Here is a 25878-nt window from a genome sequence, read left to right as displayed (position 1 = left end):
CCTAATTCAGGGCGCGACAATCGGTTGGGCGGAAAGAGTGGGCGCTTTCAGTTCCGCGCCCCTGAAGGTGGAGCCTTCCTCGAACCAGCTTTTGGGCGCAGGAGCGCCCCAAAGGGTCTGGCGCTGCGGGTCTTTCAGGTCCCATTTGATCGGCTCCAGATCTGGATCAACCGTCTGATAGTCGGAGCAGTAGATCTCGATCCGGTGGCCGTCCGGGTCGCGGATATAGAGGAAAAAGGCATTGGAAATGCCGTGGCGGCCGGGTCCGCGCTCGATATTCGACACCCAGCCCGTGGTCGACATGAGGTCGAGCAGGTCAATAATGTTGAGCGGGGTCGGCACCCAGAAGGCGGTGTGGTGCAGACGGGGGCCCTTGCCGTTGGTGAAGGCAATGTCGTGAACGCCGCCCTTGCGGTGGGTCCAGGCCGCCCAGAGCCGGCCACTGTCCTCATCTTCGGTGTATTCAGTCACCCGGAAGCCAAGCTCGTTGTAGAAGGCAACGGACTCGTCAACGCTAGGGGAGAAGCAGTTGAAATGGTCGATCCGCAGGGGCTTCACACCTTTGTAGAGTTCGTATTTCTGGTGAATGGGCGGCAGGCGGTCCATGCGGGCGTAAAATTCCAGTGGAATGCCATGGGGATCCCGCGTGCGGAAGGTGCGGGACTGGTGCGGTCGTTCCACCCAGTCGACCGGCAGGCCCTTGCGTTCAAAAAAATGGGCGGCCTTGTCCAGGCTGTCTTCGTCATAGACCTTGAAGCCAAGTTCACCGGCTTCTGCAGTGCCTGCCTGACGCAATACGATACAATGGTGCCCGCGTTCCTCCATGGCGCGCAGGAAAATCTTTTCGTCGGTTTCGTCGGTCACCTGCAGGCCGAGCGTGTCGACATAAAAGGCCCGGCTTTTAGATAGGTCCGTAACGGCCAGCTCCACGTGGCTGAGGCGCACTATGTTGAAGGGCGGATAGAGATTGGGCGCCGGAATCGGCATGGCGGTCTCCTGCTAGTCTATTGGACAGGGAAAATGACGTTGGTTTGTCCGGTGCCGGAGCTTGGGAAATACTCCGTAACCACCTCGCATTTGGCCGTGTAGGCATCCCAGCCCAGGGCGCCGTAGAGCATGGCAGTGTCATGCATGGAGCCTTCACCGCAGCAGTGATCGGCATATTCGGACAGCATCTTCAGGAAGGTGGCGTGGTCGCCGCGCTGCCACATGTCCAGCACATGCAGATCCATCTGCCGGTTGAACTCGGAGCTGATGGTAAAGGTGCCGTTGTTGGCGGCATAGTCCTTGTTGGCCCAGATCTTGTGAGACAAGGACCCGGAGGCCAGCAGCAGAACCTTTTCGTCGCTGGCCTCGACGGCCTCGCGGATCGCTTCGCCGATCCTGCGGCTTTCGTCGTGAGCGTGCACCGTGCACCAGGCCGCCACGGAGACAACCTTCATCTTGTGTTCCCGGCTCATGAAGCGCATCGGCACCAGGGTGCCGTATTCCAGTTCCAGGCTGTCGAGCTGGTGCGACAGGGTATAGGTGCCCTTGTCGCTGGCTGCTTTTGCAATCGCATCGCCAAGGGCCGGATTGCCTTCATAGCTGTAGGGCAAATTCTGAATGAATTGCGGGAATTCATTCGAGGTGAACAGGCCTTCGAACTGCTTGTTGGCATTGATGTGAAACCCGGCATTGATCACCCAATGGGTGTCGCAGACAACAACGCTCGTCGCCCCGAGCGCCTTGGCGCGGCGGGCGATTTCAGCGTGGCCGTCGATGGCCGCCTGCCGGGTCCCTTTCACCGGGCCGTCCTGTTCCGACATCAGCATGGTCGGAACGTGCGTGACCTTGGCGGCAAGAACGATTTCTCCCATGATTTCCTCCCGAAATCCTGTCGTTCAGTTCTAAGTGGTTCAGGCGCCGAGGCGCGGGATCTTGTGATGTCCTGTGGCGAAGGCGATGTTTTTCTGTTCCATGTAGAATTCGAAGGACCAGTCGCCGCCGTCGCGGCCGATACCGCTGGCCTTCACCCCGCCGAACGGGGTCGGCAGGTGGCGGACATTTTCCGAATTGACCCAGATCATTCCTGCTTCCAGCGCGTTGGTGAAACGCAGGGCCCGGGTCAGGTCATTGGTCCAGACATAGCCCGTCAGCCCGTAGTCAATGTCATTGGCCATCTGAAGGGCGTCATCTTCGGACTGGAAGCGGATGCTGGTCAGAACCGGCCCGAAAATCTCCTCCTGGGCAATGGTCATGTCATTGGTAGCCCCGGTGAACAGGGTCGGGCGGACAAAATAGCCTTCCTCGCCTACCTGGCTGCCACCAGCGGCAACGGTTGCGCCATTTTCCCGGGCAATGCCGAAATAGCTGGTGACCTTGTCGAAATGGGTCTTGTGAATGAGCGGCCCGATTTCTGTTGCCGGGTCCAGCGGATGGCCAACCTTGATCGCATTGACCCGCTCAACCAGTTTGGCTTCGAAGTCGTCAGCGATTGAAGCTTGAACCAGCAGGCGGGAGGACGAGGTGCACCGCTCGCCATTGAGCGAATAGATCATGAAAATTGCTGCATCCAGCGCCCGGTCCACATCCGCATCGTCAAAGACGATCACCGGGTTCTTGCCGCCCAGTTCGAAATGGACCCGCTTGAGCGTGTCGGCGCCCTGTTTCATGATCATGGAGCCTGTGCGGCTTTCCCCGACAAAGGCAATAGCCTTGATGTCCGGATGTTCGGTCAGCGCCTTGCCGGCGTCTTCGCCAAACCCGTTCACAAGGTTCCAACCCCCCTTGGGAAGACCGGCTTCTTCTGCGATTTCCATCAGGATACGGGCCGTCAGCGGGGAGAATTCCGCCGGTTTGTGGACGACCGTGCAGCCTGCGGCAAGCGCGGGAGCGATTTTCCAGGTGGACAACATGAAGGGCGTGTTCCACGGAGTGATCACGCCGACCGGGCCGATGGGGACACGTGTCGTCACATTCATGAGGGTTGGAGAGGGCAGAGCTTGGCCATCCCGTGCACTGGGGGCCTTGTCTGCAAAGAAACGGAAATTTTCAGCGCCTCTGAGGGCCGCCTTTGACATGAACCGCAGGGCTTGGCCGGTGTCCCAGCACTCGCACAGGGCAATTTCCTCTGCCCGGGCCACAATGCCATCTGCGATTTTGTGAAGGATTTTCTTGCGTTCGGCCGCGCCCAGGTCGCGCCAGGCAGGGAAGGCGGCACGGGCCGCCTTGGCTGCTGCGTCAATATCGGCAGCTCCACCCTTGGCAACCTGGCAGATCAGGCTTTCATCCACCGGAGAGGTGGTCTGGAATGTGTCTCCAGACAGGGCGGGAAGAGCTTCGCCGTTGATCTGGTTCAAGATCCCCGTTTCGCGGAAGCGGGCAAGATATCCGTCCAGTTTCTGAATGTTGGTTTGAAGATCTGACATGGTTCAACCCTCCCCAAGGTGGTCGCGGATGGTGCCGGTCTTGGGAGACAGGTCCGCGTCAATGTCGCGCATTTCCAGCGACAGGGCGAGCGAACTGGTGTTCAGAACCGGCTGCAGAAAGTCCCTGGCAGCATCGAACAAAGTTTGCGCTGCGGCCTGTTTCACAGCCTTCGACCGACCGGCGCGAAGGCGGACAGATATGTCGAGAAAGGCGTGTTTCGGGTTGCCATCTGCAATGCTGCAATGGTCGGCCTTGAAGGCCCGCACACGCAGGCCCGCCATCGGCAGGGCCTCGATCCCGGTGGCCACCGACCGCAAATGCCCGCACAGAGCCTGAATATCGGCCCGTTCCTCCAGATTGGCGGAATATTCGATGGATAGGTGCGGCATCAAAGTTCCTTAACAAGATAATATTTGCTATGTTAAATATATGAGAGGCCAAATGTCAAACTTTTTGTGTCAACCGTTCCACGTTTCCGCTAAGAGCCGACCATGACCGACAAAAAAGAACGCGAGGGCGCCCACGCCCTGCCCCCAACCCGGCGCTCGGTTCCCATCGCGCTCATCCGGGCGCGGGAAAAAGTCATGGGACCGATCCGGGAGATGCTGTCCGATTCCGGGATTACCGAACAACAGTGGCGCATCCTGCGGGTTCTGGAGGAATACGGCCCTCAGGACGCCTCGTCCCTGGCTGACCGGGCCTGCCTGCTCTTGCCGAGCCAGACACGGATTGTGCAGACGCTGTTTGAAAAGGGTCTGGTGATCCGCCAGCCCGATGCAAGGGACCGGCGCAAGCAAACAGTTGCGATCACCGACGCGGGCCAGAAAATCATCCACGGCAAGCTGGAGGAGGCGGAAGCCATCGCCCGGCGCATCGAAACCGTGATCGGTGAAGACAAGCTGGATCAGCTCCTGGAGATCCTTGAGGATTTCCAGAAGCTCTAAGGTTTTGCAACGCGTTCCGGTTGGAAAGTGTCTTTGCTGCTTATGTCAAGGCCGGCAGAAGCGTGCCGCTGCAATCGCCAAAGCCGATGCGGAAGCCGTTGCCCTGGGCGTGGCCGCGCAGGGTCATGGTGTCGCCATCCTCAATGAAGCTGCGGCTGCCGCCCGCAATCTCGACGGGCTCCTTGCCGCCCCAGCTGAGTTCCAGAAGCGAGCCGCGGCTGTCCTTGTCCGGGCCGGAAATAGTGCCGGAGCCGAGCAGGTCGCCAACCCGCATCGGACAACCGGACGTGGTGTGGTGGGCCAGCTGCTGGGCGGCCGAATAGTACATTTCCCTGTAATTGGTCCGGGCAATCACTGTCTCGGTGCCATTCTCAGGGGTCAGGCCGATTTCCAGGTTGATGTCGTAGAGCATCGGTCCCGGCTCTTCCAGATAGGGCAGAAGCGGCACTTCCCGTTCAGGTGTCGGAACGCGGAAGGCTTCCAGGGCTGCTGCCGTCACGATCCACGGGGAGATGCTGGTCAGGGTGGCCTTTGCCTGGAACGGGCCAAGCGGCTGATATTCCCAGGCCTGGATGTCCCGTGCGGACCAGTCGTTCAAAAGCACGTAGCCAAAAATATTCTCAAACGCCTGGGACACGGAGATCGGGCCATCGGAGGGCTCGCCGACAATCGCGCCCATTTCCAGTTCGATGTCAAACCGCTGGGACGGGCCGAAACGGGGTGCCGTATCGTTCGGGCCCTTCAGCTGGCCATTGGGGCGGCGCACGGGCGTACCTGAAACGGCAACGGAGGACGCGCGGCCATTATAGCCGATCGGAATGTGCAACCAGTTCGGCGGCAGGGCGTTTTCCGGACCCCGGAACATGGTGCCCACGTTGAAGGCGTGATGTTTGCCCGCATAAAAATCCGTGTATTCGCTGACCGCAAACGGCATATGCAGTGCCGCGCCGTCTTGCGGAACAAGATGGGGTTCCAGTGCATGCCTGTCAGCGGAGCCTTCAGCAAGAAGCGCTGTTAGTGTGTCGCGCAGGCGCGCCCAGTTGCTGCGGCCGGAGGCCATGAAGCCGTTCCAGCTGCCCTGCATCAACGTGCCGTCAAAGCCGAGCAGGCCGTATGCTTCCAGCGCATGCACATCCAGAATGAAGTCGCCAATGGCAACGCCCTGATGTCTGGCGCCGTCCACTGCGGAGAACACACCATAAGGCAGGTTGTTCAAGGGGAACCCGGATTCGGGCTTATTGGCGCTCTCCACCCAGGAGGGAAGAAGGTCTGTCATTGGTTTAAGATCCTTGTTTCAGGCGGCGTCGGGCTGATTGTCCGGACGGGCAGCTGCAAAGGCGGGAAGGTCGAGGCAGCGGGCCTCAATCCCGGTCAGGCGGGGAAAGGGTGTCAGATCGCAGCCCCAGCGATGGGCATTATAAAGCTGGGGCACCAGGCAGAGATCCGCAAGGCCGGGTGTCCCACCGAAGCAATAGGGGCCGGACACGTCGATCATCTTGTCAAAGGCCGTCAATCCCCGTGTCATCCAGTCATTCATCCAGGCCACTGCCGTCTCCTGGCTGTGGCCGAGGGATTTCAGCTTCGAGATCACCCGCAGATTGTTCACCGGATGGATGTCGGCGGCGATCACCTGCGCGGCAGCACGCACATGGGCCCGGTCCAGCGGATCACGGGGCAAAAGAGGCGGTTCGGGCAAGGTCTCTTCAAGCCATTCCAGGATGGCCATGGACTGGCGCAAAACCGTGCCGTCATCCAGCACCAGCGCGGGCACGCCCTGCGCCGGGTTCAGGGCCGTATAATCCGGCGCCATCTGCGCCCCGGCCACAAGGTCCACAGGGGCCGCCTCATAGGCGGCCCCTTTCAGGTTGAGGGCGATCCGGACCCGGTAAGAGGTTGTTGACCGCCAATAGGTGTAAAGCTTCATTTCGTGCCCGGCGTGCCGTCAAACTTCTTCTCAAGGGTGGTCCAGCAGTCGATATAGTCGTCCTGCAAGGGGGCTTCATTTCCGGCAAACGCGGTCAGGTGCTGCGGGAACCGGGTCTCGAACATGAACGACATAGTGTTGTCGAGCTTTTCCGGTTTGAGGTCGGCATTGGAGGCGCCTTCAAAAGCGTTCCGGTCCGGCCCATGGGGCAGCATCATGTTGTGCAACGACATGCCGCCCGGCACGAAGCCCTGGGGCTTGGCGTCATACTGGCCATAAATGTTGCCCATCAGCTCAGACATGACATTCTTGTGGTACCAGGGCGGACGGAATGTGTCTTCCATGACCATCCAGCGCTCACGGAAGAGCACGAAGTCGATATTGGCCGTGCCCGGCACGCCGGACGGGGCGGTCAGGACCGTGAAGATCGACGGGTCCGGATGGTCGAACAGGATCGAGCCGACCGGGCAGTAGGTTTTCAGGTCATATTTGCACGGCGCATAATTGCCGTGCCAGGCGACCACGTCCAGCGGGCTCTGGCCGATGTCGCAGCGGTGGAACTGGCCGCACCACTTCACGGTGATGGTCGACGGCACTTCCCGGTCCTCATACGCGGCCACGGGGGTCTTGAAGTCCCGGCGGTTGGCCATGCAATTGGCGCCGATGGGGCCCCGGCCCGGCAGCTCGAATTTCTGGCCGTAATTCTCGCAGACAAAGCCCCGGCAAGGGCCTTCCAGAACCTCCACCCGGTAGACCAGGCCGCGCGGGATGATCGCGATTTCCTGCGGCTCCAGATCGATGATGCCCAGTTCCGTTGCAAAGCGCAGACGGCCTTCCTGGGGCACCACCAAGAGCTCGCTGTCGGCGGAGAAGAAATATTCGTCCTTCATGGAAGCGGTGACAAGATAGACATGGCTTGCCATTCCGACCTGGGTGTTCACATCCCCGGCCGTGGTCATAGTGCGCATGCCGGTCAGCCAAGTAAGCGGGGCTTCGCTATGGGGCACCGGGTCCCAGCGGTACTGGCCGAGGGAGGTGACGTCCTCAACCACATTCGGCGCCGATTTCCAGTAGGGAAGATCGATCTTTTTATAGCGGCTGGAATGTTTGACGGAGGGGCGTATGCGGTAACACCAGGTGCGCTCGTTCTGGTGGGACGGCGCGGTGAAGGCGGTGCCGGACAGCTGTTCGCCGTAAAGCCCGTAGTTGCATTTCTGCGGGCTGTTCATGCCCTGGGGCAGGGCGCCTGGCAGGGCTTCGGTTTCAAAGTCATTGCCGAAGCCGGGCATGTAGCCAGGGGTCGTGGTGGTTCCGCTGGCCTGGATGAGATCGGTATTGGTGTGCGGTACGTTCATGACGTTTGTCCTTCTCCCTTCATGCGCGCTGCGCTGCGGCCGAGATCGCCCGGCTGAGCACCGCGCGGTCGCCGATATGGTTTGCCAGAATCAGGATCAGGCGGGCGTTCAGGGCCGCGCTGTCCTCGTCGCTCAACCCCTCATGGGCTGCAAGAAGCTCGGCGTAAAATCCGTCCGGGTCCTCGATGTTCGGGCGTGTGTTCAGATCAGACATGGCTTACTCCTTGCCGCAGGCTGTGCGCAAAGCTGCGCGCACGGCAGCCTCGTCAAACCGGTCCCACCGCGCGGCCACATGCTGGTCGGGCCGGATCAGGTAGACAGCGGACGGTGCCGAGCCCAGATAGCGTTCGCCCAAGGCTCCGGACGGGTCATCTGCGGCGGAGCGCTTGAGGCGCAGAACAGCAATGCCGTCTTCTTCCAGCCGGTCAGGGGCGTCCGCATCAAGGGTCAAGAGCACAAAGGCAGTGCCCAGTTGCGAGAGCAGATAGCCGTCTTTGACCGGTGCATCCGGGCAGGGGCTGCCCGGCCTTGTCCGGTCCGGACCGCCAGTCAGAGCGTCTTCACCGGTGAGGGAAAGGCCGCCATAGGTGCAGGGCATGGACAGACGGCCGGAATTGACCAGCGGCCGGGCGAAGTCAAAATGCTCGGAAAGGTCCAGCACGGCATTGCGGAAGAGGTGGCTGACCCTGGATTTCGGCGTGATGAAATCCGTGGACCGGGTCGAATTTAAAATGTTCTCATCCGCACCATGGATGCGTTCTTCGTCATAACTGTCCAGCAGGGTTTCCGGCGCCTTGCCCTTGATCACAAGACCCAGCTTCCAGCCCAGATTGTCCGCATCCTGCATGCCGGAATTCGCGCCCCTCGCCCCGAAGGGGGACACCTGGTGGGCGGCATCACCGGCAAAGATGACCCGGCCATGGCGGAATTTTTCCATGCGCTTGCACTGGAATGTGTAGATGGACGACCAGACCATCTCATAGTCCACATCCGGCCCGAGCATGGCGTCCAGGCGGCGGCGTATGTTCTCTTCCTTCATTTCTTCCTTACGGTCCACATCCCAGCCGATCTGGAAGTCGATCCGCCAGGTGTTGTCCGGCTGCTTGTGCAACAGGGTCGAGGCGCCGGAGCCATGGGAGGGCTCGAACCAGAACCAGCGCTCGGTCGGGAAATCGGCGGTCATGCGGATATCGGCGATCAGGAAACTGTCCTGAAACACCCGGCCGTCGAAATCGAGCCCGAGCATGCCGCGCAAGGGGGAGTTGGCCCCGTCACAGCCGATCAGCCAGTCTGCTTCCAGCTGATAAGGGCCATCCGGAGTGGTGATACTGAGGACCACGTGGTCGTCCCGCACATCGACACTGTCGACCCGGTTCTTGCCGCGCAAGTCAATCGAGGCACCCTCCGCCTGGGCTGCGCGCACCCGCTCGACAATGAATTTTTCGAAATAGGGCTGCTGCAGGTTGATGAAGGCCGGATATTTGTGGCCCTCTTCCGGCAGCAGGTTGAATTCATAGACCTTCCGGTCCTGATGAAACACCTTGCCCAGGTTCCAGACCACACCCTTGTCCAGCATGGGCTGGCCGCAGCCATATCGGTCCGCAATTTCCAGGCTGCGTTTGGCAAAGCAAATGGCCCGGCTGCCCATGCCGATGCCCTCATGGTCGTCCAGAACCACGACCGGAATGCCCTGAAGTCCCAGATCAAGCGCGGTCGCCACGCCAATGGGGCCGCCCCCCATAACCACCACCGGATGGCGGACGGGCTCGGCCGCGTCCTGATCCGGTGAGCGCTCATAAGGGTAGAGTTTGAATGCCAGCGAATAGCGATCATCAAACATGTTTGTCTCCTCCCTCTTGCTGCCTAGCCCTGAAGCTGCTCCCACATGTCCAGGTCGCGCTGCGCGGTCCAGATCCGCGGCGTGTCGATGCCCCGGGCCTCGTCATAGGCGCGGGCGACGTTGAACGGCAGGCAGTGCTCGTAGATCGCGTAATCCTGGAATTTCGGATCACATTCGGCCCGTACCGCGTCCCAGGCATCCTTCAGGCTGCCGCCCCTGGAGGCGATCTGCTGCACCGGCCGGTAGGTGCTGTCCACAAAGTCGCGGGTGGAGGCAAGCGCTGCATCAACCATTTCCCGGCCCACCAGCGCATCGCCGCGTCCGGGGGCAATCGATTGCGGGTCATAGGCTTTCACCGCGTCCAGGGTCTTGCCCCAGTCGTTGAAATGGCCATCGCCGCAATAGCAGGCGGAGTGGTATTCCACGATATCGCCGGTGAACATGGTTTGCTGATCCGGCACCCAGATCACGCTGTCTCCGGCCGTATGGGCCCGGCCGATCTGGGTGATCTCCACCTTGCGCTTGCCCAGATAGACGGTCATGGACTTGGAGAAGGTGGTGGTCGGCCAGGTCAGGCCCGGAATGCTCTCATGGCCTTCAAACAGGCGCGGGAAACGCTGGAACTCGCTGTCCCAGTCCTCCTGGCCCCGTTCCACCACCATGGCGCGGGCCGCATCGGACATGATGATCTGTGGCGCGCTGAAGGCGGAGGCCCCGAGGACCCGAACCGCGTGATAATGGGTCAGCACCACATGGCTGATCGGCTTGTCGGTGACCTCACGCACACAGTCGATCACCTTCTGTGCCAGACGCGGGGTCGCCTGGGCCTCGACGATCATCACGCTGTCGTCGCCGATGATCACACCGGAATTGGGGTCGCCTTCCGCCGTGAAGGCATACAGCCCTTCTCCGATCTCGGTGAAGGATATCTTCTTCTCGCCCGTGTCCCCTTGTGATGCGAACGCCTTTGCCATGGGTGGCTCCTCCAACATTAAACGGTCCGCGCTCGCAGCCGCCCGTGACGGATGGGGCGCGGGGGTTAGATCCGGTCAGGATCAGTTAGTTGCAAATGTAACAACATGGTTATCGTTGCATTTGCAACGAAAGTCAATATCATTTCACCTGCAACAACCATAAGGCCTGTGCATGTCCCGAACCACGTTTAATCTTTCTGCGTTTCTGCCCTACCGGCTGGCGGTGCTGGCCGAGCGGGTCAGTCGGCGCTTGTCTGTCGATTATGAGCGCATGCACAAGCTGACCATGGCCGAATGGCGCGTGCTGGTCCATCTGATGCGCTGTGCGGAAGTCTCGGTTCGGGAGATCCATGACTGCGTCAATCTGGACAAGCCCAGGGTCAGCCGTGCGGTGGCCCGGCTGGAACAGGCAGGGCTTGTCAGGAAAGGGCAGGGGGAAACGGATGGACGGCTGGTGGCCGTGTCGCTCACCGGTAAGGGCCGCTCGGTGTTGGCAGACATCCTGCCCACCGCGCAAGCGGTAGAGGATCATCTGATCTCAAGCTTGAGCGACGCGGAATATGAAAGCCTATGCGCGATCATGGAAAAACTGCACACGACCCTCGATCAGGATCCGAGGGCAAAACCAAGAGCGCGGATGGATCTTGAAGGGCTTTGAGGGCGCACCCTCAAAGCCGGGCGTGACGGGCGGGGGCAAACCCCGCAATGAGGCTTAGGAAACAGCTGCGAGCCCCTTGTCGAGCGCGTTCAACACCGTGGTCACATGTGCTTCTGTCAGGATCAGGGGCGGGGACAGGATGATATTGTTGCCCGACACCCGCACCATGGCGCCCGCCTCATAGGCGGTGCGGTGCACCTGGCCGATGGTTTTCTTGTCGATGGGGGTTTTGTCGGCGGCGTCCGAAACCAGTTCCAGCGCGCACATCAGGCCGTGCCCTCCCCGCACATCGCCGATCACGGAATGCTTTTTCTGCAATTCCAGAAGGCCCTGATAGAGCTGCGTGCCGCGCGTGGCAGCGTTTTCGGTTACGTTCAGCTTTTCGGTTTCCTTCAGGCAGGCAATGGCGGCTGCCGCCCCCACCGGATGGCCGGAATAGGTGTAGCCCGAGCCGATGGCGCCCTTGCCGGATGTGTCGCTTTCAAAGGTTTCTGCCACCCCGTCCGACACCATGACGGCACCAAAGGGGAAATAGCCGTTGGTAATCGCCTTGGCCGTGCACATCAGATCCGGCTGGACGCCCCAGTGCCGGGATCCGGACCAGTCGCCAGTGCGGCCGAAGGCGGTGATGACCTCGTCGGCAATCAGGAGAATGCCGTGTCTGGAGCAGATCTCACGCACGCCGGGCATGAAGCTTTTGTGCGGCGGCATGACACCACCGGCCCCCAGAACCGGCTCCATGATGAAGGCGGCAATGGTGGCCGCGCCTTGGAACTTGATCTCGTCCTCCAGGGCGGCAAGGCAGAGCTGGGCCAGCCGTTCCGGGTCGGTCTCGTTAAACGGGTTGCGATAGGGATAGGGCGCCGGAATGTGATAGCAGCCGGGCATCAGGGGTTCATACTGGGTGCGGAAATTGGCGTTGCCATTGACTGAGGCCCCCAATGTATGAGTGCCGTGATAGCCTTTTTTCAAGCTCAGGAATTTCACCCGGCCGGCTTCGCCCCGGATCTTGTGATATTGCCGGGCAAGGCGCAGCGCCACTTCCACACTGTCGGACCCGCCGGAGGTGAAGAAGGCGCGGGACAGGCCATCGGGGGCAAAAAAGTCTTTCAGCATCCAGCTGAGTTCGATCACCCCGTCGTTGGAGGTGCCCCGGAAGATGGAATAATAGGGTAGCTTGTCGAGCTGGGCGGCAATTGCGTCTTTCACCGGCTGGCAGGAATAGCCCAGATTGACGTTCCACAGGCCGCCAACCGCGTCCACGGTCTTGTGACCGTCCACATCGGTGATTTCCACGCCTTCGCCGCCGACAATGATGTCGGGCGGGTTGTTTAGGCTGTCCGCCGGATGAGCCATCGGATGCCATAGATGGCGGGCATTGTTCTCTTTCAGAAAATTGCCGTCCTTCATCACGTCACCTTTTCAGACAGAAGCAGGTCCAGGGCGCGGTCATAGCTTTCCCCCGGACGGGTTACATCAAAATGCACGAGCGTCATCCCGGCGGCCTCGCCGCCGCGGATATTCTTCATCTGATCATCCACGAAAACGCAGTCTTTGGCCGCGATCTCAAGACCATCTGTGATGAAGCCATAGGCGCGCGCATCGGGTTTGAGGATCTTGGTGTAGGTCGCGTCGACAATCAGGTCGAAATCTGCCAGGAAGGGCAGCTTGTCCCGGAAATCCGCACCATAAAAGAGATCCAGCTCGTTGGAGAGGATGGCCAGTTTGCATCCGGCCGCCCGGGCCTTGGAAATGGCTGCCAGCGCTTCCGGGCGGATGACAGCGGCAGGCTCTGCACCGCGCAGGCGGCCGACAAACTGCGGAAATTCCGTCCACTCCTCGCCAACCAGCTTGCCGGTTTCCCGCATCCGCAGCGCCCAGTAGTCGCGCTCGCTCATCTCCCCGGCCTGCATGGCGCGCCAGGCGTCGTCGGTGTCCGGCGCAAAGGGGCCGCGCCAGGTCAGCGTTCCCGGCGCAAGGCCAAGGGCCTGTTCGGAAAGGTCGTGGGTTTCAAACAGCGTCTTGGAAATCACGCCGCCGAAATCCAGCACCAGTGCTTTGCTCATTTAGGTCCCTCCGGAAAGGCGTGCCTGACCATCACAGTTTGATCCAGGCTGTTTTCAGGTCGAGATATTTGTCGAACGCATGCAGGGATTTGTCGTGGCCGTTGCCTGACTGTTTCACCCCGCCAAGGGGCACCGTGACATCGGCGCCGCCATAGGTGTTCACATGGACCACCCCGGCCTTGATCCGGCGCACCATGGTGTGGGCGCGGCTGAGACTGGCGGTCCAGACCGCCGCCGCCAGGCCAAAATCCGTGCCGTTGGCGATCGCGGCCGCTTCGTCTTCCGTGTCAAAGGGGATCACGGCCAGCACGGGGCCGAAGACTTCCTGTTGTGCGATCCGGTCTTGGGGGTGAACCCCGGCCACCACGGTGGGGGCCATGTAATAGCCGCCGGTTTCTTCCAGAATGCGGGTGCCTCCGGTCACGATGGTGCGGCCTGCTGCGCGGGCCTCCTCGACAAAGGCTAGGTTCTGCTCCAGCTGGCGCAGCGAATTCACGGCCCCGGCCTGGGTGGCCGGGTTCAGCGGATCGCCAATGACCATGGCGTTTGCATGGGCGGCGAGCTTTTCGACAAAGGCATCGTGAATGCTGCGCTCCACCAGAAGGCGGGACCCGGCAACGCAGACCTGGCCGGAATTGCGGAAAATGCCGTTGGCGGAGACTTTCGCCGCCTCCTCCAGATCCGGGGCATCGGCAAAGACGATGTTGGGCGACTTGCCGCCAAGTTCCAGATAAACCCGCTTGAGATTGCTGCGGGCGGAGGCTTCCAGAAGACGGCGGCCAGTGGCGCCCGATCCGGTAAAAACCAGCACATCCACATCCGGGGACAGGGCCAGAGCGGCCCCGGTGGTGGCGCCGTCCCCGGTCACCACATTGAGAACGCCGGCAGGCAGGCCGGCCTCCAGAGCCAGGGCGGCAATCTTCAAAAGGGAGAGGGAGGCTGTTTCGGCCGGTTTCAGAACAACGCAGCAGCCTGCTGCCAGGGCCGGTCCCAGTTTCCAGGCGCCGATCATAAGCGGGAAGTTCCAGGGCACGATGGCGCCGACCACCCCGACAGGGTCCTTGTGTACCAGCCCAAGTGTGCCGGGCGCGGTTGGGGCGATCTCACCATAGACCTTGTCGATGGCTTCTGCGTAATAGCGGATAGTTCCGGCGGCAGAGAGCGGCTCCGCCTTCAGGGCCATACCGATTTCCGTGCCGTTGTCACGTACGCCCAGAACGGCAATTTCCAGCGCATTGGCTTCAATCAGATCCGCCCATTTCTGAAGGATCTTCTTGCGCGTGGCCGGGGCGAGGCCGGACCAGCGGCCATCATCAAACGCCTGCCGGGCGGCGGCAACCGCGCGCGCTACATCCTCTGCCGTTCCTTTCGGCAGGGTGGTCAGCTCCTTGCCGTCAAGGGGAGAGACAGTCTTCATCACCTCGCCATTTGAGGCAGGGCAGGGCTCCCCATTGATCAGATGCGCGGCCGGGGGGATGGGGCGTGTGCTGAAACGGGCGATGTCGTCTGGGGTCATAGGCTCGGTTCAATATAATCAACGTCGGTTCATTTTTAATGATGACGGATCTATCTGCGAAAGTCAATCGGCCTTGTTCCCTCGGGCAAGGCTTGAGGGGCGAGCAGGATCGGGAGAAAGTGGCAAGGAAAGGAAGCGGGGGCCGAAAGTGGAGTGCGCATACTGGAGCACAGCGCTGCGGCGGCGGTGGCCAGCCTGCAGCGTCTTGGGGTTTCAAGAAGGAGGGCGCAAGAGTGCCCGCAGTCGGAGAGTGCCAGTCCGGCCATCTCGGTGCGGCCCTGATGGTCACTGAGGTGCCTTGGTCGGGTCAGCCCGCGTTTGCGTTCAGTCCGGCCAGGGTCTTCTCGGCGGCTTTCGAAAAACTGGCAGGCACGCGCCCGCCAGTGCCATTGGTAACTGTTCGCGCTTCATTCATCAGGGCAGTCAGGATTATGGCTTTCAGGGCCTCTGTCATACGGTGGGCCGGCGTTGCAACGGCCAGCGCACCGCAGGCAAGCCCCTCCCGGTCAAAGACCGGAACGGCTATACCGTAGACATCATCTTCATTCGTCTGGTCCGCAGCGGCAAACCCTTGGCTGCGGGTCCTGTCGATGGCTTTGACGAGGGCATTGCCTTCCGTCACGGTCCGGCTGGTTTTGGCTTCGAGACGGTCAGACAGAACCTTCTTGCTCAGATCTTCCGGTCCGAAAGCGAGTGTTGCCAGCCCCGAGGCGGTGGAATGAAGGGGCAGAATCTCGCCTGAAATCAGGGATACCCGGTTGCTGCGCGCGCTTTCGCTGATGCCGATCGTGGCAAGCGCACGGCCTGAAATGAGAGACGCATGGGCCGTTTCGCCGGTCTGTTCCGATATGGTCTCCAAGCCGGACTGAACAATTGATGAAACGGGAAAGCAGGTTTCCCGCACCCGCGCAAGGCGCAGTACCCCGGCGCCCAGCCGGTAGAGTTTGCTGTCGCTGCGCTGTTCCACCAGCCCGGCATCGGCCATGGACCCCAGCATCCGGTGGACTGTTGCCTTGTCGATTCTGGCCCGGCGGGCAAGGTCCGACAGGCCGATTTCCGGTTCATCTTCAGAGAAATAGTCCAGAAGAGCGAGGGCTTTGGCAACAGTAGACGACATGGGTGTTTCCTCAAAGAATTCCCGCTTGGCGGGGAGGTCTTCTCTTTTTGTTGACTTTGATCTGGCGCAAACTATAATTGAACCGACGTTGATAATAATGAACCAGAGGGATACTGTCAATGTTGAAGGGAAAATCTGCTTTAACCGGAATTCTGATGCTGGCCCTTGCCGGACCGGCCTTTGCCGAGTACCCGGACCGTCCGGTCAGTTTTGTTGTGCCGTTTCCCCCAGGGGATCTTGAAGACGTTCTGACGCGCATGATCGCGGAAGATTTTGAGGCGAAATACAATGTGGCCGCTGCAGTGGTGAACCGGCCGTCCGATGGCGGGCCGTTCCCGGGCGCAGCCTCCGTCGCCGCCGCCCCCGCGGATGGTTACACCATCGGTTCCTTCGTGGTGGATGTGCCGGTTGTCGGGCCGGAAGTCGGTGTGCCGGGCCTCAACCCGGATCCGTTCGACCCGCTCGGCATCTTCCTGACCTATCCGTTTGTCATTGCCGCAAGCGCTGACAAGCCTTTCTCCACGATGGAAGAACTGGCAGGCTACTCCAAGGAAAATCCGCAAGTGCTCGGTCACTTCGGTGCCTTCCTGCTGCCGACGCAGGCCACCTTTGCCGCTGCCAAGGAACTTGGTTTTGAATGGGGCGGGGAAGCCTCCGCAGGGGCTTTGGACTGCAACTCGCTGGCCTCCGGCGATTTTGACGTGATCAACACCACCATCCAGCAGCTTCTGCCGTGCCTCGACAAGGTGAACATCCTGGCGACGATCACGGAAAGCCCGATTTCTGTCGTGCCGGATGCCCCGACCCTGGCCTCCGTTGCGCCGAATCTGAACATCTCGCTCTGGAACGGCCTGTTCGTACGCAGCGACACGCCGCAGGAGGTGCGCGAGCGCATCATCGAATCCGCCAAGGAAACGATGGCGTCTGACCGGGCCAAGGACCTGGCCAAACAGACCGGTGCCATCATCTACTGGATGGATGTTGAGGATTCGAAAGCCCGGATCAAGTCCGACATCGAAACCTCCGCCCGCATCAACACCATGATCTCGAACTAAGCCGTTGCGCCCTACTTCCGGCCGCCTCCGGGCGGCCGGAATAGGGCTGCAGGAAGGAGTCCGGGCATGAGTGACGATGTCAATCACGAGCCCCATGTATTCCCCGAAGGGCGCCGGCCCGGGGAGATGCTCTTCTGTACCCTGATGCTGGTCATTGGCGGTCTTCTGATCGCCGCCATCGGATGGCAGACCACCTGGCTTCCGGGTAAGGGATTGGCCGCCCAGCCCCGGCTCTGGCCCTCTCTTGCCCTTGGCGGCATCGTGCTCTTTGCGGCTTTGAACTGGATGCTCAGGTCCAAGGTCATGCGCACACCGGGCCGTTGGCGGGAAGCCTTCACCTGGATCAGGTCGCTGGAATATGTCGGCTGGTATCTGCTTTATGTCTGGTCGATCCCGGTCATTGGCTATCTGCTGGCCACCATTTTCTTCTGCATCGGCCTGACGCTACGCCTCGGCTACCGGCAGGCACGGGCCCTTTGGTCGGCCTTTGGCTTTGCGCTCTTCGTGGTGCTGTTCTTCAAGTCGGCGATGAATGTGAAAATTCCGGGCGGGGCGATCTACGACCTTGCCCCTGAAAGCCTCCGTTATTTCCTCCTACGCTACTTCTGAGGACCCATGGATCTCCTGTTCTCCAGCCTTGAGCTGATCGCGCGCTGGGATGTGATTGCCGCGCTCGTCATTGGCTCCATCGGGGGCGTCATCGTGGGCGGACTGCCTGGCGTCGGCGCGGCCGTCGCCATCGCGATTGTCCTGCCCGTAACCTTCTCCCTTGAGCCGATTGTCGGCCTCACCGCCCTTCTGGGCATTTACGGGTCGTCCATGTTCGGCGGGGCCATCCCGGCGATCCTGGTCAACACGCCCGGAACACCGGTCAATGCGCTGACCACCTATGACGGCTATCCCATGACCCAGCGGGGCGAAGGCCGGCGGGCGCTCAGCCTCGCCTATTCCGCGTCCTTTTACGGGGCCGTCTTTTCCATCTTGTCCCTGATGCTGCTGGCGCCTGTTCTCGCCAGTGTCGCACCCATGTTCGGTGCCCGCGAGATCTTTCTGGCAGCGCTTTTCGGCATCACGCTGGTGATCATCACCCACCGGGGCCAGGTGCTGGCCGCTGGCATGCTCGCCTGTGTCGGCATCTTTTTGCAGACCATCGGCATTGAGACCACCGCCTACAGTCAGCGCTTTACCTTCGGCTTAGGCTGGCTGCAATCGGGCATTGACCTGATCGTGGTGGTGCTTGGCCTTTTTGCCATCAGCCAGGCCCTGATCCTGTTCATGGATAAGGACAAGCCGATGACCTTTCCCCATGTGGAGCGGCCGAAGATCCTGGCGCAGGTGAAAGAGCTCTGGATCTACAAGCGGGTGGCCACCGTCGGTTCGGCCTTCGGCGTCTTTTGCGGCATGATCCCCGGCGTCGGTGAATTCATGTCCCAGTTCATGTCCTACAGCTACGCGCAGCGGACCTCCAAGACGCCTGAACTTTTCGGCAAGGGCAATCCGGAAGGGATCGTCGCCTCTGAAGCGGCCAACAATTCGGTTCCGGCCGCTGCCATGATCCCGCTTCTTGCTCTCGGCATTCCGGGCGAGGAGCTGACCGCCATGATGCTGGCGGTGTTCTATGTCCACAATGTCATTCCGGGTCCGCAGCTGTTTGCCAACCAGATGGACTTTGTCCTGGCGCTCTATATCTGCCTGCTGCTTCTGAATGTCATTGTCGTGGTGTTCCTGTTTTTTGCGACCGACATCCTGACAAAGGTCATCCTGATCCCGAACCGGTTTCTGGGCATGATGATCCTGACTTTCAGCCTGATCGGGGTCTATTCCCTGCGCAACTCCCTGACCGATGTGGCAATTGCGGCCGGGTTTGGTGTCTTCGGCTTCATTTTGAAGCGGCTGGAATATCCGACCTCACCGATCATTCTGGGCATTGTTTTGGGCAAGCTGATGGAAGACAAGCTGCGCACCGCAATGGCGCGGGTGCGCGAGCCCTGGGACTTCATCGACCGTCCCATCGCCTTCATTCTTTTTGCCATGATCGTCATTGCCCTCGTGGTGCAGGCCTACACTGTCTACAAGGCCTGGAAAGGCAAGACCGCCCATGACTGACAGCTCCGTGACCGAACTGCTGGCGCGCCGCCGGGCGCTCCTGGGGCCTAATGTCTCGACCTTCTATCAGGACCCGGTTCACATGGTGAAGGGCGAGGGGGTCTGGCTCTGGGATGCAGATGGTAACCGCTATCTGGATTGCTACAACAATGTGCCTCATGTGGGCCATTGCAACGAGCGGGTGGTCGACGCGCTGTGCCGGCAGGCCCGCACTCTCAACACCCACACCCGCTATCTGCATGAGGGCATTCTGGATTATGTGGAGCGGCTGACGGCGACGTTTGACACACCACTCGACACGGCGATCCTGACCTGCACCGGCTCCGAGGCCAATGACATCGCCCTGCGCATGGCCGAAGCCATGACCGGCAAGCGCGGCCTTGTGGCAACGGATGCCACCTATCACGGCAACACCACTTTGGTCAGTCACCTGTCCAAGAGCAATGTGCCGGAAGTCGGCTTTGGCCTGGGCGGGTATCTGCGCCATGTGGAGGCGCCGGACAGCTACCGGATCGAAGACCCTGACGGAACGCGCTTTGCGCAGAAGGTGGCGGCTGCTGTTGCGGATCTGGAGGCAGATGGCACAGGCTTTGCGGCGCTCATCGTGTGTCCGCTGTTCCTCAATGAAGGGTTTCCGGCCCAGGCGGATGGCTGGCTGCGTCCGGCGGCAGAGGTGGTGCGCAAGGCGGGTGGTCTTTTGATCTGTGACGAGGTTCAGTCCGGGTTCGGGCGCTGCGGCAGCCATTTCTGGGCCCATCAGAAGCAGGGCGTTGTGCCGGACATTGTCTGCATGGGCAAACCCATGGGCAATGGCCATCCGGTGGCCGGGCTGGTGACCACTTCGGATATCATGGAACGCTTCCGCTCGTCCTTCCGCTATTTCAACACGTTCGGCGGGAACCCGGTGTCCTGCGCGGCGGCCATGGCGGTGCTGGACGAGCTGGAAGACAAGAACCTTCAGCAAAATGCCGCTCGCATCGGCCGTCTTGCGGCAGACCGCCTGTCGGCTCTGGCTGAAAAATTTGACGTCATTGGCGATGTCCGCCAGAGCGGCATGGTGTTCGGGGCTGAATTCGTGCACAGCCGCGATACGAAAGACCCGGCCAGTGACTATGCGGACAGGGTGATCAATGCCATGCGCCACCGCGGCATCATCCTGTCCAAGCTGGGCCGGCACAAGAACACCTTGAAGATCCGCCCGCCCATGCCCTTTGGCGAAGAGCATCTGGATCTTCTGATCACCACCCTGGAAGCCGTCATGGCCGAAACACCGGTGGGGGCAGCGTGAAGGATCCGCTTGCAAAGGCCCTGGCGCTTTGGGGCCATGAAACGGCTGTTTGTACCTTTGTCGCTGGACGGGAAAACCGGGTTTACCATGTGCGCACGGACAGTGGCGATTTCGCTCTGCGCTTGAAGCGGCCGGGCTACCGCACGCGGGCCGAGCTGCTGTCTGAACTGCAATGGCTGGAGGCCATGGACCGGGCCGGGCTGTCCGTTCCCCAGCCGCAGCCGTCTCTCTCCGGCGCGCTTCTGGAAGAGGTGGACGGATTGCAGGTGGATCTGATCGGCTGGCTGTCCGGCCAGCCCCTCGGCCGCAGCCGCGATCCGCTCAAGCTGGATGACGCTCAGGCCACATTCCGCGCCCTGGGGGCGGAAATGGCAAAGCTGCATGCGGCCTGTGATGCCTGGCAGGCGCCGGAAACCTTCAGTCGTTGTCACTGGGATCTGGACGGGCTGTTGGGTGAAGCACCTCTTTGGGGGCGTTTCTGGGACAACCCGACCCTGGACGGCGAGACGGCAGGCCTTCTGACAGAGTTCCGGGAGACGGCGCGGCGGGATCTTGCAGACCGCGCAGACGCTCTGGACTTTGGTCTGATCCATGCGGATCTGGTGCGGGAGAATGTCATGCTGGACGGACCGGCCCTCCGCATGATCGACTTTGACGATGGCGGCTATGGCTTCCGTCTCTTTGACATTGCAACGGCGCTTTTGAAAAACATGGCCGAGCCGGATTTCGCTCAGCTCAAGGCCGCGTTGCTTGAGGGCTATCAGGCGGTGCGGCCGCTGGATATCCAGGCGCTGGATCTGTTCATGGCCTTGCGCGCGGTCACCTATGTGGGCTGGATTGTGCCCCGCATGGAGGAAGACGGGGCGCCAGCGCGCAATGTCCGGTTCATCAATCATGCCCGTGAGCTGTGCAGCCAGTATCTTGAGCAGCCGGGCCGCCAAAGCTGCGGTTGATCCAGGGAGAAACAGTCATGACCAAAACCATCCTCGTGATTGGGACATTCGACACCAAGGCGGATGAACTCGTCTATCTGATCGGGCGCATCAAGGCCGGTGGCGGAAAGGTGCTGACCATGGATGTCAGTGTCCTGGGCGACCCGCCAATGCCGGTCGACATATCCAAACATGATGTGGTGGCCTCGGTTGACGAGACGATCGACGGGCTGATTGCTTTGGGAGAGGAAGGCGAGGCCTTTGCCAGGATGAGCTCCGGTGCGGCACTGACCACCCGGCGTCTTTATGAAGAAGGCCGGTTTGACGGCATGATCTCGCTCGGCGGCACCATGGGCACCGACCTTGCGCTCGATTGCGCCCAGGCGCTGCCCATTGGGGTTCCTAAATATATTGTCTCAACGGTAGCCGGCTCCCCCTTGATTGCGGCGGACCGAATGGCCGCCGATGTCCAGTTCATCTTGTGGGCAGGTGGGCTCTATGGTCTCAATCCCTTGTGCAAATCGTCCCTCAGCCAGGCGGCAGGCGCGGTTCTGGGGGCTGCCCAGCTGGTGGAGCCTCCGGCATTTGACCGGCCGATGATCGGCATGACCTCGCTGGGGTCGTCTTGCCTCAAATACATGAAGCCTCTTCATGCGGAGCTGACCAAGCGCGGCTATGATGTTGCCGTCTTCCATACGACCGGCATGGGCGGTATGGCGTTTGAGCGTCTGGCGGCGGAAGGCGCTTTTGCCTGTGTCATGGATTTCTCGCTCCAGGAACTGGTCAATGTGCTGCACGGCTCGGTGGTCAGCGCCGGGGCGGACCGGCTGACCGGGGCGGGCCGCAGCGGCACACCGCAAATGGTGGCGCCGGGAGCGATGGATATTCTCGATCTGGCAGGCTGGCAGGAGATCCCCTCCATTTTTGAGGACCGCCCCTTCCACCAGCACAACCGTCTGATCAAGAACATTGCCTTTAACGCCGAAGAGCGGATCAGCATCGCCAGACGCATGGTGGAGCGGCTTGCTGCGGCCAAGGGGCCGACCCACTTCTTCCTGACGCGGGGCGGGATTGAGGAATGGGACCGGCCCGGCGAAGCCGCTTATGACCCGGAGGCGTTGACGGCCTTTGTTGGGGCCGCCGCAGAAGCGCTTGAGGGCACGGTGCCCACTACGGATCTCGCGTGCCACATCAACGACCCGGATTTCTGTGCCGCGGTCCTGACGCAATTGGATGCCTGGGTGGCCGAAGGTATCGTGCCGCAAGGAAAAAGGTGAGTGGGCCTATGAGATTTGAAGGCAAGACAGCGCTCATCTCGGGAGCTGGCACGGGGATCGGGGCTGCGACGGCGCAGCGGCTGACCGGCGAGGGCGCACAGGTCGTTCTGATGGGCCGGCGCAAGGAACCGCTTGAGGCGGTCGCCGCCAGAACCGGCGGGCTGGTGGTGACGGGCGATGCGGCCGATCCGGATCAGGCCGCCGCTGCGATTGCCCAGGCCAAAGATCGGTTTGGCGGGCTGGATGTGGTGGTTGCCAATGCGGGCGGGCATGGCTTCGGCACCTTGACGGCGACCTCGGACGAGGAGTGGCGCCTGTCCGGTGCCGCCAATCTGGACACGTCCATGGTCCTGCTGCGCGCCGCAATGCCGGACTTGATCGCGCGCAAGGGGGCCATTTGCGTTACCGCCTCCATCGCCAGTCTGGCCGCACCAGCCGATGCGTTCGGCTATACGGTCATGAAACACGCCCAGATCGGGCTGGTCAGGTCCATTGCCCGCGACTATGGCAGCATGGGTGTGCGCTGCAATGCCATTTGCCCTGGTTGGGTCCGCACGGAAATGGCCGACGCGGAGATGGCGGAATTGATGGAGCGCTCGGATCTTGTCTCGGTGGACGCTGCCTATGCCCATGTCACCAGGGATGTGCCCCTGGGCCGCCCGGCAGACCCTGAAGAAGTGGCCGCTGCAATTGCGTTTTTATGTTCTGAAGATGCCTCGATCATCACCGGGGCTGTTCTGACCGCCGATGGCGGGTCAACCATTGTGGATGTGCCGACACTTGCCTTTGGTTAGGGGCTGTCTCCTGAAATGACGCTTGTTTGATCGCAGAGGAAATGGCCATTTCTGCGCTGTAACAACCAGAAAAAACGCGGTTTCCTGTGCTTTCACGCATTGAAGAGACTCGTTTGCCGTGCGGTTTGAAGGCAAAATTCTACGGGGTCGGACCCGTGTCCCTTTTCAGCTTCACACTCTTTGCGTTAGTCTTTGGAGCGCGCCGCGTTTATAGATGCGGCGCGTTCGCAAGCGTGAGGGAGACAAGATGAGTGAGCTGCCTGGGGCATCGTCTGGAACAGGCGGGATTGTCGAGCGGTATGGGGTGCCCGCACGGCTGTTGCATTGGGTCATTGCGGTGCTGGTGCTGCTCACCTGGCCCCTTGGCCTGATGATTGGCTTCGTGAAACAGGAATTCTCCTCCGCATTCTATCTTCTACATGAAAGTTTCGGCTTCCTGGTGCTTTGGCTGATGCTGTTGCGGGTGGGCAATACACTTTTGACCAAGGCACCGCTCCATGAGGGGCCGGCGTTTGTGCGCATCGCGGCCGCCAGTGTCCATGGTCTGCTGTATGTGTTCTTGATCATCATGCCGGTCTCCGGCTTTCTTGCAACCAATGCCCACGGCTTCCCGCTGAAGTGGTTCGGCGCGGTTGAGGTCTGGAGCCCGCTTGGCAAAAGCCCCGACATTGCCTGGACCCTTTCGGCGGTTCATGAATGGAGCGCCTGGATCCTTTTGGGGCTCTTTGCTCTTCACATTGGCGGGGTTCTCTTCCACCACATGATCCAGCGGGACACGACGCTCTACCGCATCTTGTAGGTCTGACGCGCACCAGCCCCGGCGGTTCGCCGGTGTCTCCCTTCTGTTTGCGAGGGAGACGGGGAGCTTTCCGGGTCATTTGCAAAAACTGTATACAGCACTGCATCCGATTTTATATAAGACCGTCGGAACGAACGTGAAGCGGAGGACCGGGCAGTGACAACCCTTCATGGCGGCAAGACCGTCTATGGTGCGAGTGTTGGCATTTTGATGCTGGAAACCCGGTTTCCCCGCATTCCTGGCGATATGGGGAATGCGCTGACCTGGCCCTTTCCGGTGCAGTACCGGGTTGTCCGGGGGGCAAGCCCGGACCGGGTGGTGAGGGATGACGCCTCCCCGCTTCTGGAGGATTTCATAGCGGCAGCGCGGGATCTGGTGGCAAGCGGCTGTGACGGCCTGACCACCAATTGCGGATTTCTGTCGATCCTGCAGGACCGGCTGGCCGCCGAAGTCGGTGTGCCGCTGGCAACCTCCTCCCTGATGCAAGTGCCCATGGTCCAGTCAACGCTTTCACCGGGCAGGCGGGTGGGCATTCTGACGGTCTCCCGCGAGACCTTGACCCCGGCCCATCTGGCCGCTGCCAATGTACCGCTGGACACACCCGTCGTCGGCACTGAAGGCGGCAAGGTATTCACGCGCGATATTCTGGGCGATGCGCCGGAGATCGATTTTGCCGCCTGCAGGGAGGATCTGCTGGCGGCCGCTGATGAGCTTGTGTCGGCCCACAAGGATATTGGCGCGATTGTGCTGGAATGCACCAACATGGTGCCCTATGCCGCCGACATCCGCCGGTTGACCGGCCTGCCGGTCTATTCCATCTACAATTATGTGCTCTGGTTCCAGCAAAGTCTGGCCCCCAGCCGCTTTCCCCTGGATCTGGACGATCCGCGTTTCGGGTAACTGGTGTGCCGTTGAAAGGCAGTCTCAGACGCTTGGTACATAAAGCTGGGAATAGGCGAGCCGGACCAGTTCAACGGTTTCCTCGCTGCGCCGCTCGATATGGTTGCGCAAGGCTGCCACAGCTGTGTCCTTGTCCCGCCGTTGCACGGCTTCCACAATCTTGCGATGGGCCGGAAGCGACGGGTCTTCCACCCGGTCCTCGGGCACCTGTGCCCGGATCTGCTTGAAATTGATCATCCGCACATAACGGATCCGCTCGTTCAGATTGCTCAGCATTCTGACCAGTTCACTGTTGCCGGAAAGGGCAGCAAGCCGCAGGTGGAATTCCTCGTCCTGCAGCAGCACCTCGCTCAGGTCGCCGCAGGTGAAATAGGTTTTTTCGAACGCATCCAGATAGGCGCGCAGGTCCGCGATCTGCTGGTCGCTTGCGTTTTCGATGCCTCGGATGATGCCTTCCGTCTCCACCGCGCAGCGGGCCTGATAAAGTTCCAGGACTTTCGCCGGTTCAAGCGGCCGGCAGAAAAAGCCCTGCCCTTTGGCAAGCGTCAGAAAACCTTCGGCCACCAGCCGGTTGAGCGCTTCTCGCAGTGGGGTCCGGCTGGCACCAAGCCGCGTGGACAGGGCGGATTCGTTGATCCGCTCCCCGGGCTTGAAATCGAAGTTGATCGCCATGTCGCGGAGGGTTTCATAAACCCGGTCCACGCTGCTGATCCGGTCTGACATAGGTTTCCTGCCCCTTGGCAAATGGCCCCTTTCCGGACGGTGCGTCCTGAAGTGGCTCCTGAGTGCGCACCGCGTTTATGCGGTTTCAAACCGGTTTGTCCGTTGCGCTGACGTCTCCGACTTCAGGCAGCCGATCAAATCCGGCCAAATGCGATGTGCCCTTGCTTAAATCAAAAAAAGCCGTTTGGGAACATTTGCG

The 25878-nt window shown here is 61.0% G+C and carries 26 protein-coding genes; 11 read left to right on the top strand and 15 right to left on the bottom strand.

Annotated elements, in window-relative coordinates; genetic code table 11:
* Positions 1–6: 6 nt before the first annotated feature.
* Genes hpaD (ACXAH0_RS16225) through ACXAH0_RS16210 form a run of 4 tightly spaced genes read right to left on the bottom strand, consistent with a single transcriptional unit; the run spans position 7 to position 3800 of the window.
* Complete coding sequence (gene hpaD, locus ACXAH0_RS16225; RefSeq protein ID WP_475192824.1) at positions 7–987, bottom strand: 3,4-dihydroxyphenylacetate 2,3-dioxygenase; 981 nt, start codon at positions 985–987, stop codon at positions 7–9.
* A 17-nt stretch (positions 988–1004) separates the two neighbouring features.
* Positions 1005–1859 (bottom strand): 3,4-dihydroxyphenylacetate 2,3-dioxygenase, encoded by an 855-nt coding sequence (gene hpaD, locus ACXAH0_RS16220; RefSeq protein ID WP_475192821.1) that lies wholly within the window; start codon positions 1857–1859, stop codon positions 1005–1007.
* A gap of 39 nt (positions 1860–1898) precedes the next feature.
* Positions 1899–3410 (bottom strand): 5-carboxymethyl-2-hydroxymuconate semialdehyde dehydrogenase, encoded by a 1512-nt coding sequence (gene hpaE, locus ACXAH0_RS16215; RefSeq protein WP_475192817.1) that lies wholly within the window; start codon positions 3408–3410, stop codon positions 1899–1901.
* 3 nt (positions 3411–3413) lie between these two features.
* Entirely contained in the window at positions 3414–3800 is a 387-nt protein-coding gene (locus ACXAH0_RS16210) for a 5-carboxymethyl-2-hydroxymuconate Delta-isomerase (protein ID WP_475182455.1), read from the bottom strand.
* A gap of 102 nt (positions 3801–3902) precedes the next feature.
* Here ACXAH0_RS16210 and hpaR point away from each other — a divergent pair, with 102 nt between their 5' ends.
* Positions 3903–4355 (top strand): homoprotocatechuate degradation operon regulator HpaR, encoded by a 453-nt coding sequence (gene hpaR, locus ACXAH0_RS16205; RefSeq protein ID WP_475182459.1) that lies wholly within the window; start codon positions 3903–3905, stop codon positions 4353–4355.
* Between the two features lie 40 nt (positions 4356–4395).
* Here hpaR and fahA read toward each other — a convergent pair whose 3' ends face one another.
* The 6 genes from fahA to ACXAH0_RS16175 are packed head-to-tail and all read right to left on the bottom strand — an operon-like array spanning position 4396 to position 10448.
* Complete coding sequence (gene fahA, locus ACXAH0_RS16200) at positions 4396–5631, bottom strand: fumarylacetoacetase (protein WP_475192813.1); 1236 nt, start codon at positions 5629–5631, stop codon at positions 4396–4398.
* Positions 5632–5649: 18 nt separating this feature from the next.
* A complete protein-coding gene (gene maiA / locus ACXAH0_RS16195) occupies positions 5650–6279 on the bottom strand; it encodes a maleylacetoacetate isomerase (RefSeq protein WP_475192810.1) in 630 nt (209 codons plus the stop codon).
* Positions 6276–7634, bottom strand: coding sequence for a homogentisate 1,2-dioxygenase (gene hmgA, locus ACXAH0_RS16190; RefSeq protein ID WP_475192805.1), 1359 nt, complete (start codon positions 7632–7634; stop codon positions 6276–6278). Before hmgA ends, maiA begins: the two co-directional genes overlap by 4 nt.
* A gap of 19 nt (positions 7635–7653) precedes the next feature.
* Positions 7654–7848: a DUF2783 domain-containing protein gene (locus ACXAH0_RS16185; protein ID WP_475182480.1), complete on the bottom strand. Its 195-nt coding sequence runs from the start codon at positions 7846–7848 to the stop codon at positions 7654–7656.
* Positions 7849–7851: 3 nt separating this feature from the next.
* The gene (locus ACXAH0_RS16180) at positions 7852–9474 is read right to left on the bottom strand and encodes an FAD-dependent oxidoreductase (RefSeq protein ID WP_475182484.1); all 1623 of its coding nucleotides are present in this window, start codon (positions 9472–9474) and stop codon (positions 7852–7854) included.
* 23 nt (positions 9475–9497) lie between these two features.
* Complete coding sequence (locus tag ACXAH0_RS16175; protein ID WP_475182487.1) at positions 9498–10448, bottom strand: MBL fold metallo-hydrolase; 951 nt, start codon at positions 10446–10448, stop codon at positions 9498–9500.
* A gap of 172 nt (positions 10449–10620) precedes the next feature.
* Here ACXAH0_RS16175 and ACXAH0_RS16170 point away from each other — a divergent pair, with 172 nt between their 5' ends.
* Entirely contained in the window at positions 10621–11106 is a 486-nt protein-coding gene (locus ACXAH0_RS16170) for a MarR family winged helix-turn-helix transcriptional regulator (RefSeq protein ID WP_475182489.1), read from the top strand.
* A gap of 54 nt (positions 11107–11160) precedes the next feature.
* Here the strand turns inward: ACXAH0_RS16170 and ACXAH0_RS16165 are convergent, their stop codons facing one another.
* From ACXAH0_RS16165 to ACXAH0_RS16150, 4 genes are all read right to left on the bottom strand, one after another.
* Positions 11161–12516 (bottom strand): aminotransferase class III-fold pyridoxal phosphate-dependent enzyme, encoded by a 1356-nt coding sequence (locus ACXAH0_RS16165; RefSeq protein WP_475192802.1) that lies wholly within the window; start codon positions 12514–12516, stop codon positions 11161–11163.
* Complete coding sequence (locus tag ACXAH0_RS16160; protein WP_475182495.1) at positions 12516–13172, bottom strand: HAD-IA family hydrolase; 657 nt, start codon at positions 13170–13172, stop codon at positions 12516–12518. Before ACXAH0_RS16160 ends, ACXAH0_RS16165 begins: the two co-directional genes overlap by 1 nt.
* A gap of 31 nt (positions 13173–13203) precedes the next feature.
* The gene (locus tag ACXAH0_RS16155; protein WP_475192800.1) at positions 13204–14688 is read right to left on the bottom strand and encodes an aldehyde dehydrogenase; all 1485 of its coding nucleotides are present in this window, start codon (positions 14686–14688) and stop codon (positions 13204–13206) included.
* A gap of 307 nt (positions 14689–14995) precedes the next feature.
* The gene (locus ACXAH0_RS16150) at positions 14996–15805 is read right to left on the bottom strand and encodes an IclR family transcriptional regulator (protein WP_475192798.1); all 810 of its coding nucleotides are present in this window, start codon (positions 15803–15805) and stop codon (positions 14996–14998) included.
* A gap of 119 nt (positions 15806–15924) precedes the next feature.
* Here ACXAH0_RS16150 and ACXAH0_RS16145 point away from each other — a divergent pair, with 119 nt between their 5' ends.
* The 9 genes from ACXAH0_RS16145 to ACXAH0_RS16105 all read left to right on the top strand — a co-directional run bounded on the left by ACXAH0_RS16145 (position 15925) and on the right by ACXAH0_RS16105 (position 24956).
* A complete protein-coding gene (locus tag ACXAH0_RS16145) occupies positions 15925–16860 on the top strand; it encodes a tripartite tricarboxylate transporter substrate-binding protein (protein ID WP_475182505.1) in 936 nt (311 codons plus the stop codon).
* 66 nt (positions 16861–16926) lie between these two features.
* Positions 16927–17469: a tripartite tricarboxylate transporter TctB family protein gene (locus ACXAH0_RS16140; protein WP_475192795.1), complete on the top strand. Its 543-nt coding sequence runs from the start codon at positions 16927–16929 to the stop codon at positions 17467–17469.
* Positions 17470–17475: 6 nt separating this feature from the next.
* On the top strand, positions 17476–18966 hold the full coding sequence (locus ACXAH0_RS16135) for a tripartite tricarboxylate transporter permease (RefSeq protein ID WP_475182513.1): 1491 nt from the start codon (positions 17476–17478) through the stop codon (positions 18964–18966).
* Entirely contained in the window at positions 18959–20254 is a 1296-nt protein-coding gene (locus ACXAH0_RS16130) for an aspartate aminotransferase family protein (RefSeq protein ID WP_475192793.1), read from the top strand. Before ACXAH0_RS16135 ends, ACXAH0_RS16130 begins: the two co-directional genes overlap by 8 nt.
* Positions 20251–21207 carry a phosphotransferase enzyme family protein gene (locus ACXAH0_RS16125; protein ID WP_475192791.1) on the top strand — a complete coding sequence of 319 codons (957 nt, stop codon included), beginning with the start codon at positions 20251–20253 and terminating at the stop codon, positions 21205–21207. Before ACXAH0_RS16130 ends, ACXAH0_RS16125 begins: the two co-directional genes overlap by 4 nt.
* Before the next feature lie 17 nt (positions 21208–21224).
* Positions 21225–22463 (top strand): Tm-1-like ATP-binding domain-containing protein, encoded by a 1239-nt coding sequence (locus ACXAH0_RS16120; RefSeq protein ID WP_475192788.1) that lies wholly within the window; start codon positions 21225–21227, stop codon positions 22461–22463.
* 8 nt (positions 22464–22471) lie between these two features.
* The gene (locus ACXAH0_RS16115; RefSeq protein WP_475192785.1) at positions 22472–23257 is read left to right on the top strand and encodes an SDR family NAD(P)-dependent oxidoreductase; all 786 of its coding nucleotides are present in this window, start codon (positions 22472–22474) and stop codon (positions 23255–23257) included.
* 247 nt (positions 23258–23504) lie between these two features.
* The gene (locus ACXAH0_RS16110) at positions 23505–24056 is read left to right on the top strand and encodes a cytochrome b (RefSeq protein WP_475182531.1); all 552 of its coding nucleotides are present in this window, start codon (positions 23505–23507) and stop codon (positions 24054–24056) included.
* Between the two features lie 156 nt (positions 24057–24212).
* Positions 24213–24956 (top strand): aspartate/glutamate racemase family protein, encoded by a 744-nt coding sequence (locus tag ACXAH0_RS16105; protein WP_475192783.1) that lies wholly within the window; start codon positions 24213–24215, stop codon positions 24954–24956.
* Between the two features lie 24 nt (positions 24957–24980).
* On the opposite strand, the gene ACXAH0_RS16100 is transcribed toward ACXAH0_RS16105, so the two are convergent.
* Complete coding sequence (locus tag ACXAH0_RS16100) at positions 24981–25679, bottom strand: GntR family transcriptional regulator (protein WP_475182539.1); 699 nt, start codon at positions 25677–25679, stop codon at positions 24981–24983.
* Positions 25680–25878: the final 199 nt, after the last annotated feature.

The sequence above is a fragment of the Roseibium sp. AWQ4_290 genome (genome assembly GCF_056160985.1).
This window is presented reverse-complemented; position numbering and strand designations above follow the sequence as displayed.

Excerpts from the sequence above, each read along its gene's own strand:
- hpaD (WP_475192821.1), bottom strand. The coding sequence starts at position 1,859 with ATGGGAGAAATCGTTCTTGCCGCCAAGGTCACGCACGTTCCGACCATG.
- hpaE (WP_475192817.1), bottom strand. The coding sequence starts at position 3,410 with ATGTCAGATCTTCAAACCAACATTCAGAAACTGGACGGATATCTTGCC.
- ACXAH0_RS16160 (WP_475182495.1), bottom strand. The coding sequence starts at position 13,172 with ATGAGCAAAGCACTGGTGCTGGATTTCGGCGGCGTGATTTCCAAGACG.
- ACXAH0_RS16120 (WP_475192788.1), top strand. The coding sequence starts at position 21,225 with ATGACCAAAACCATCCTCGTGATTGGGACATTCGACACCAAGGCGGAT.
- ACXAH0_RS16210 (WP_475182455.1), bottom strand. The coding sequence starts at position 3,800 with ATGCCGCACCTATCCATCGAATATTCCGCCAATCTGGAGGAACGGGCC.
- ACXAH0_RS16170 (WP_475182489.1), top strand. The coding sequence starts at position 10,621 with ATGTCCCGAACCACGTTTAATCTTTCTGCGTTTCTGCCCTACCGGCTG.
- ACXAH0_RS16130 (WP_475192793.1), top strand. The coding sequence starts at position 18,959 with ATGACTGACAGCTCCGTGACCGAACTGCTGGCGCGCCGCCGGGCGCTC.
- ACXAH0_RS16175 (WP_475182487.1), bottom strand. The coding sequence starts at position 10,448 with ATGGCAAAGGCGTTCGCATCACAAGGGGACACGGGCGAGAAGAAGATA.
- ACXAH0_RS16115 (WP_475192785.1), top strand. The coding sequence starts at position 22,472 with ATGAGATTTGAAGGCAAGACAGCGCTCATCTCGGGAGCTGGCACGGGG.
- ACXAH0_RS16140 (WP_475192795.1), top strand. The coding sequence starts at position 16,927 with ATGAGTGACGATGTCAATCACGAGCCCCATGTATTCCCCGAAGGGCGC.
- ACXAH0_RS16110 (WP_475182531.1), top strand. The coding sequence starts at position 23,505 with ATGAGTGAGCTGCCTGGGGCATCGTCTGGAACAGGCGGGATTGTCGAG.
- hpaD (WP_475192824.1), bottom strand. The coding sequence starts at position 987 with ATGCCGATTCCGGCGCCCAATCTCTATCCGCCCTTCAACATAGTGCGC.
- ACXAH0_RS16135 (WP_475182513.1), top strand. The coding sequence starts at position 17,476 with ATGGATCTCCTGTTCTCCAGCCTTGAGCTGATCGCGCGCTGGGATGTG.
- ACXAH0_RS16185 (WP_475182480.1), bottom strand. The coding sequence starts at position 7,848 with ATGTCTGATCTGAACACACGCCCGAACATCGAGGACCCGGACGGATTT.
- fahA (WP_475192813.1), bottom strand. The coding sequence starts at position 5,631 with ATGACAGACCTTCTTCCCTCCTGGGTGGAGAGCGCCAATAAGCCCGAA.
- ACXAH0_RS16100 (WP_475182539.1), bottom strand. The coding sequence starts at position 25,679 with ATGTCAGACCGGATCAGCAGCGTGGACCGGGTTTATGAAACCCTCCGC.
- ACXAH0_RS16145 (WP_475182505.1), top strand. The coding sequence starts at position 15,925 with ATGTTGAAGGGAAAATCTGCTTTAACCGGAATTCTGATGCTGGCCCTT.
- hmgA (WP_475192805.1), bottom strand. The coding sequence starts at position 7,634 with ATGAACGTACCGCACACCAATACCGATCTCATCCAGGCCAGCGGAACC.
- hpaR (WP_475182459.1), top strand. The coding sequence starts at position 3,903 with ATGACCGACAAAAAAGAACGCGAGGGCGCCCACGCCCTGCCCCCAACC.
- ACXAH0_RS16150 (WP_475192798.1), bottom strand. The coding sequence starts at position 15,805 with ATGTCGTCTACTGTTGCCAAAGCCCTCGCTCTTCTGGACTATTTCTCT.
- ACXAH0_RS16165 (WP_475192802.1), bottom strand. The coding sequence starts at position 12,516 with ATGAAGGACGGCAATTTTCTGAAAGAGAACAATGCCCGCCATCTATGG.
- ACXAH0_RS16180 (WP_475182484.1), bottom strand. The coding sequence starts at position 9,474 with ATGTTTGATGATCGCTATTCGCTGGCATTCAAACTCTACCCTTATGAG.
- ACXAH0_RS16155 (WP_475192800.1), bottom strand. The coding sequence starts at position 14,688 with ATGACCCCAGACGACATCGCCCGTTTCAGCACACGCCCCATCCCCCCG.
- maiA (WP_475192810.1), bottom strand. The coding sequence starts at position 6,279 with ATGAAGCTTTACACCTATTGGCGGTCAACAACCTCTTACCGGGTCCGG.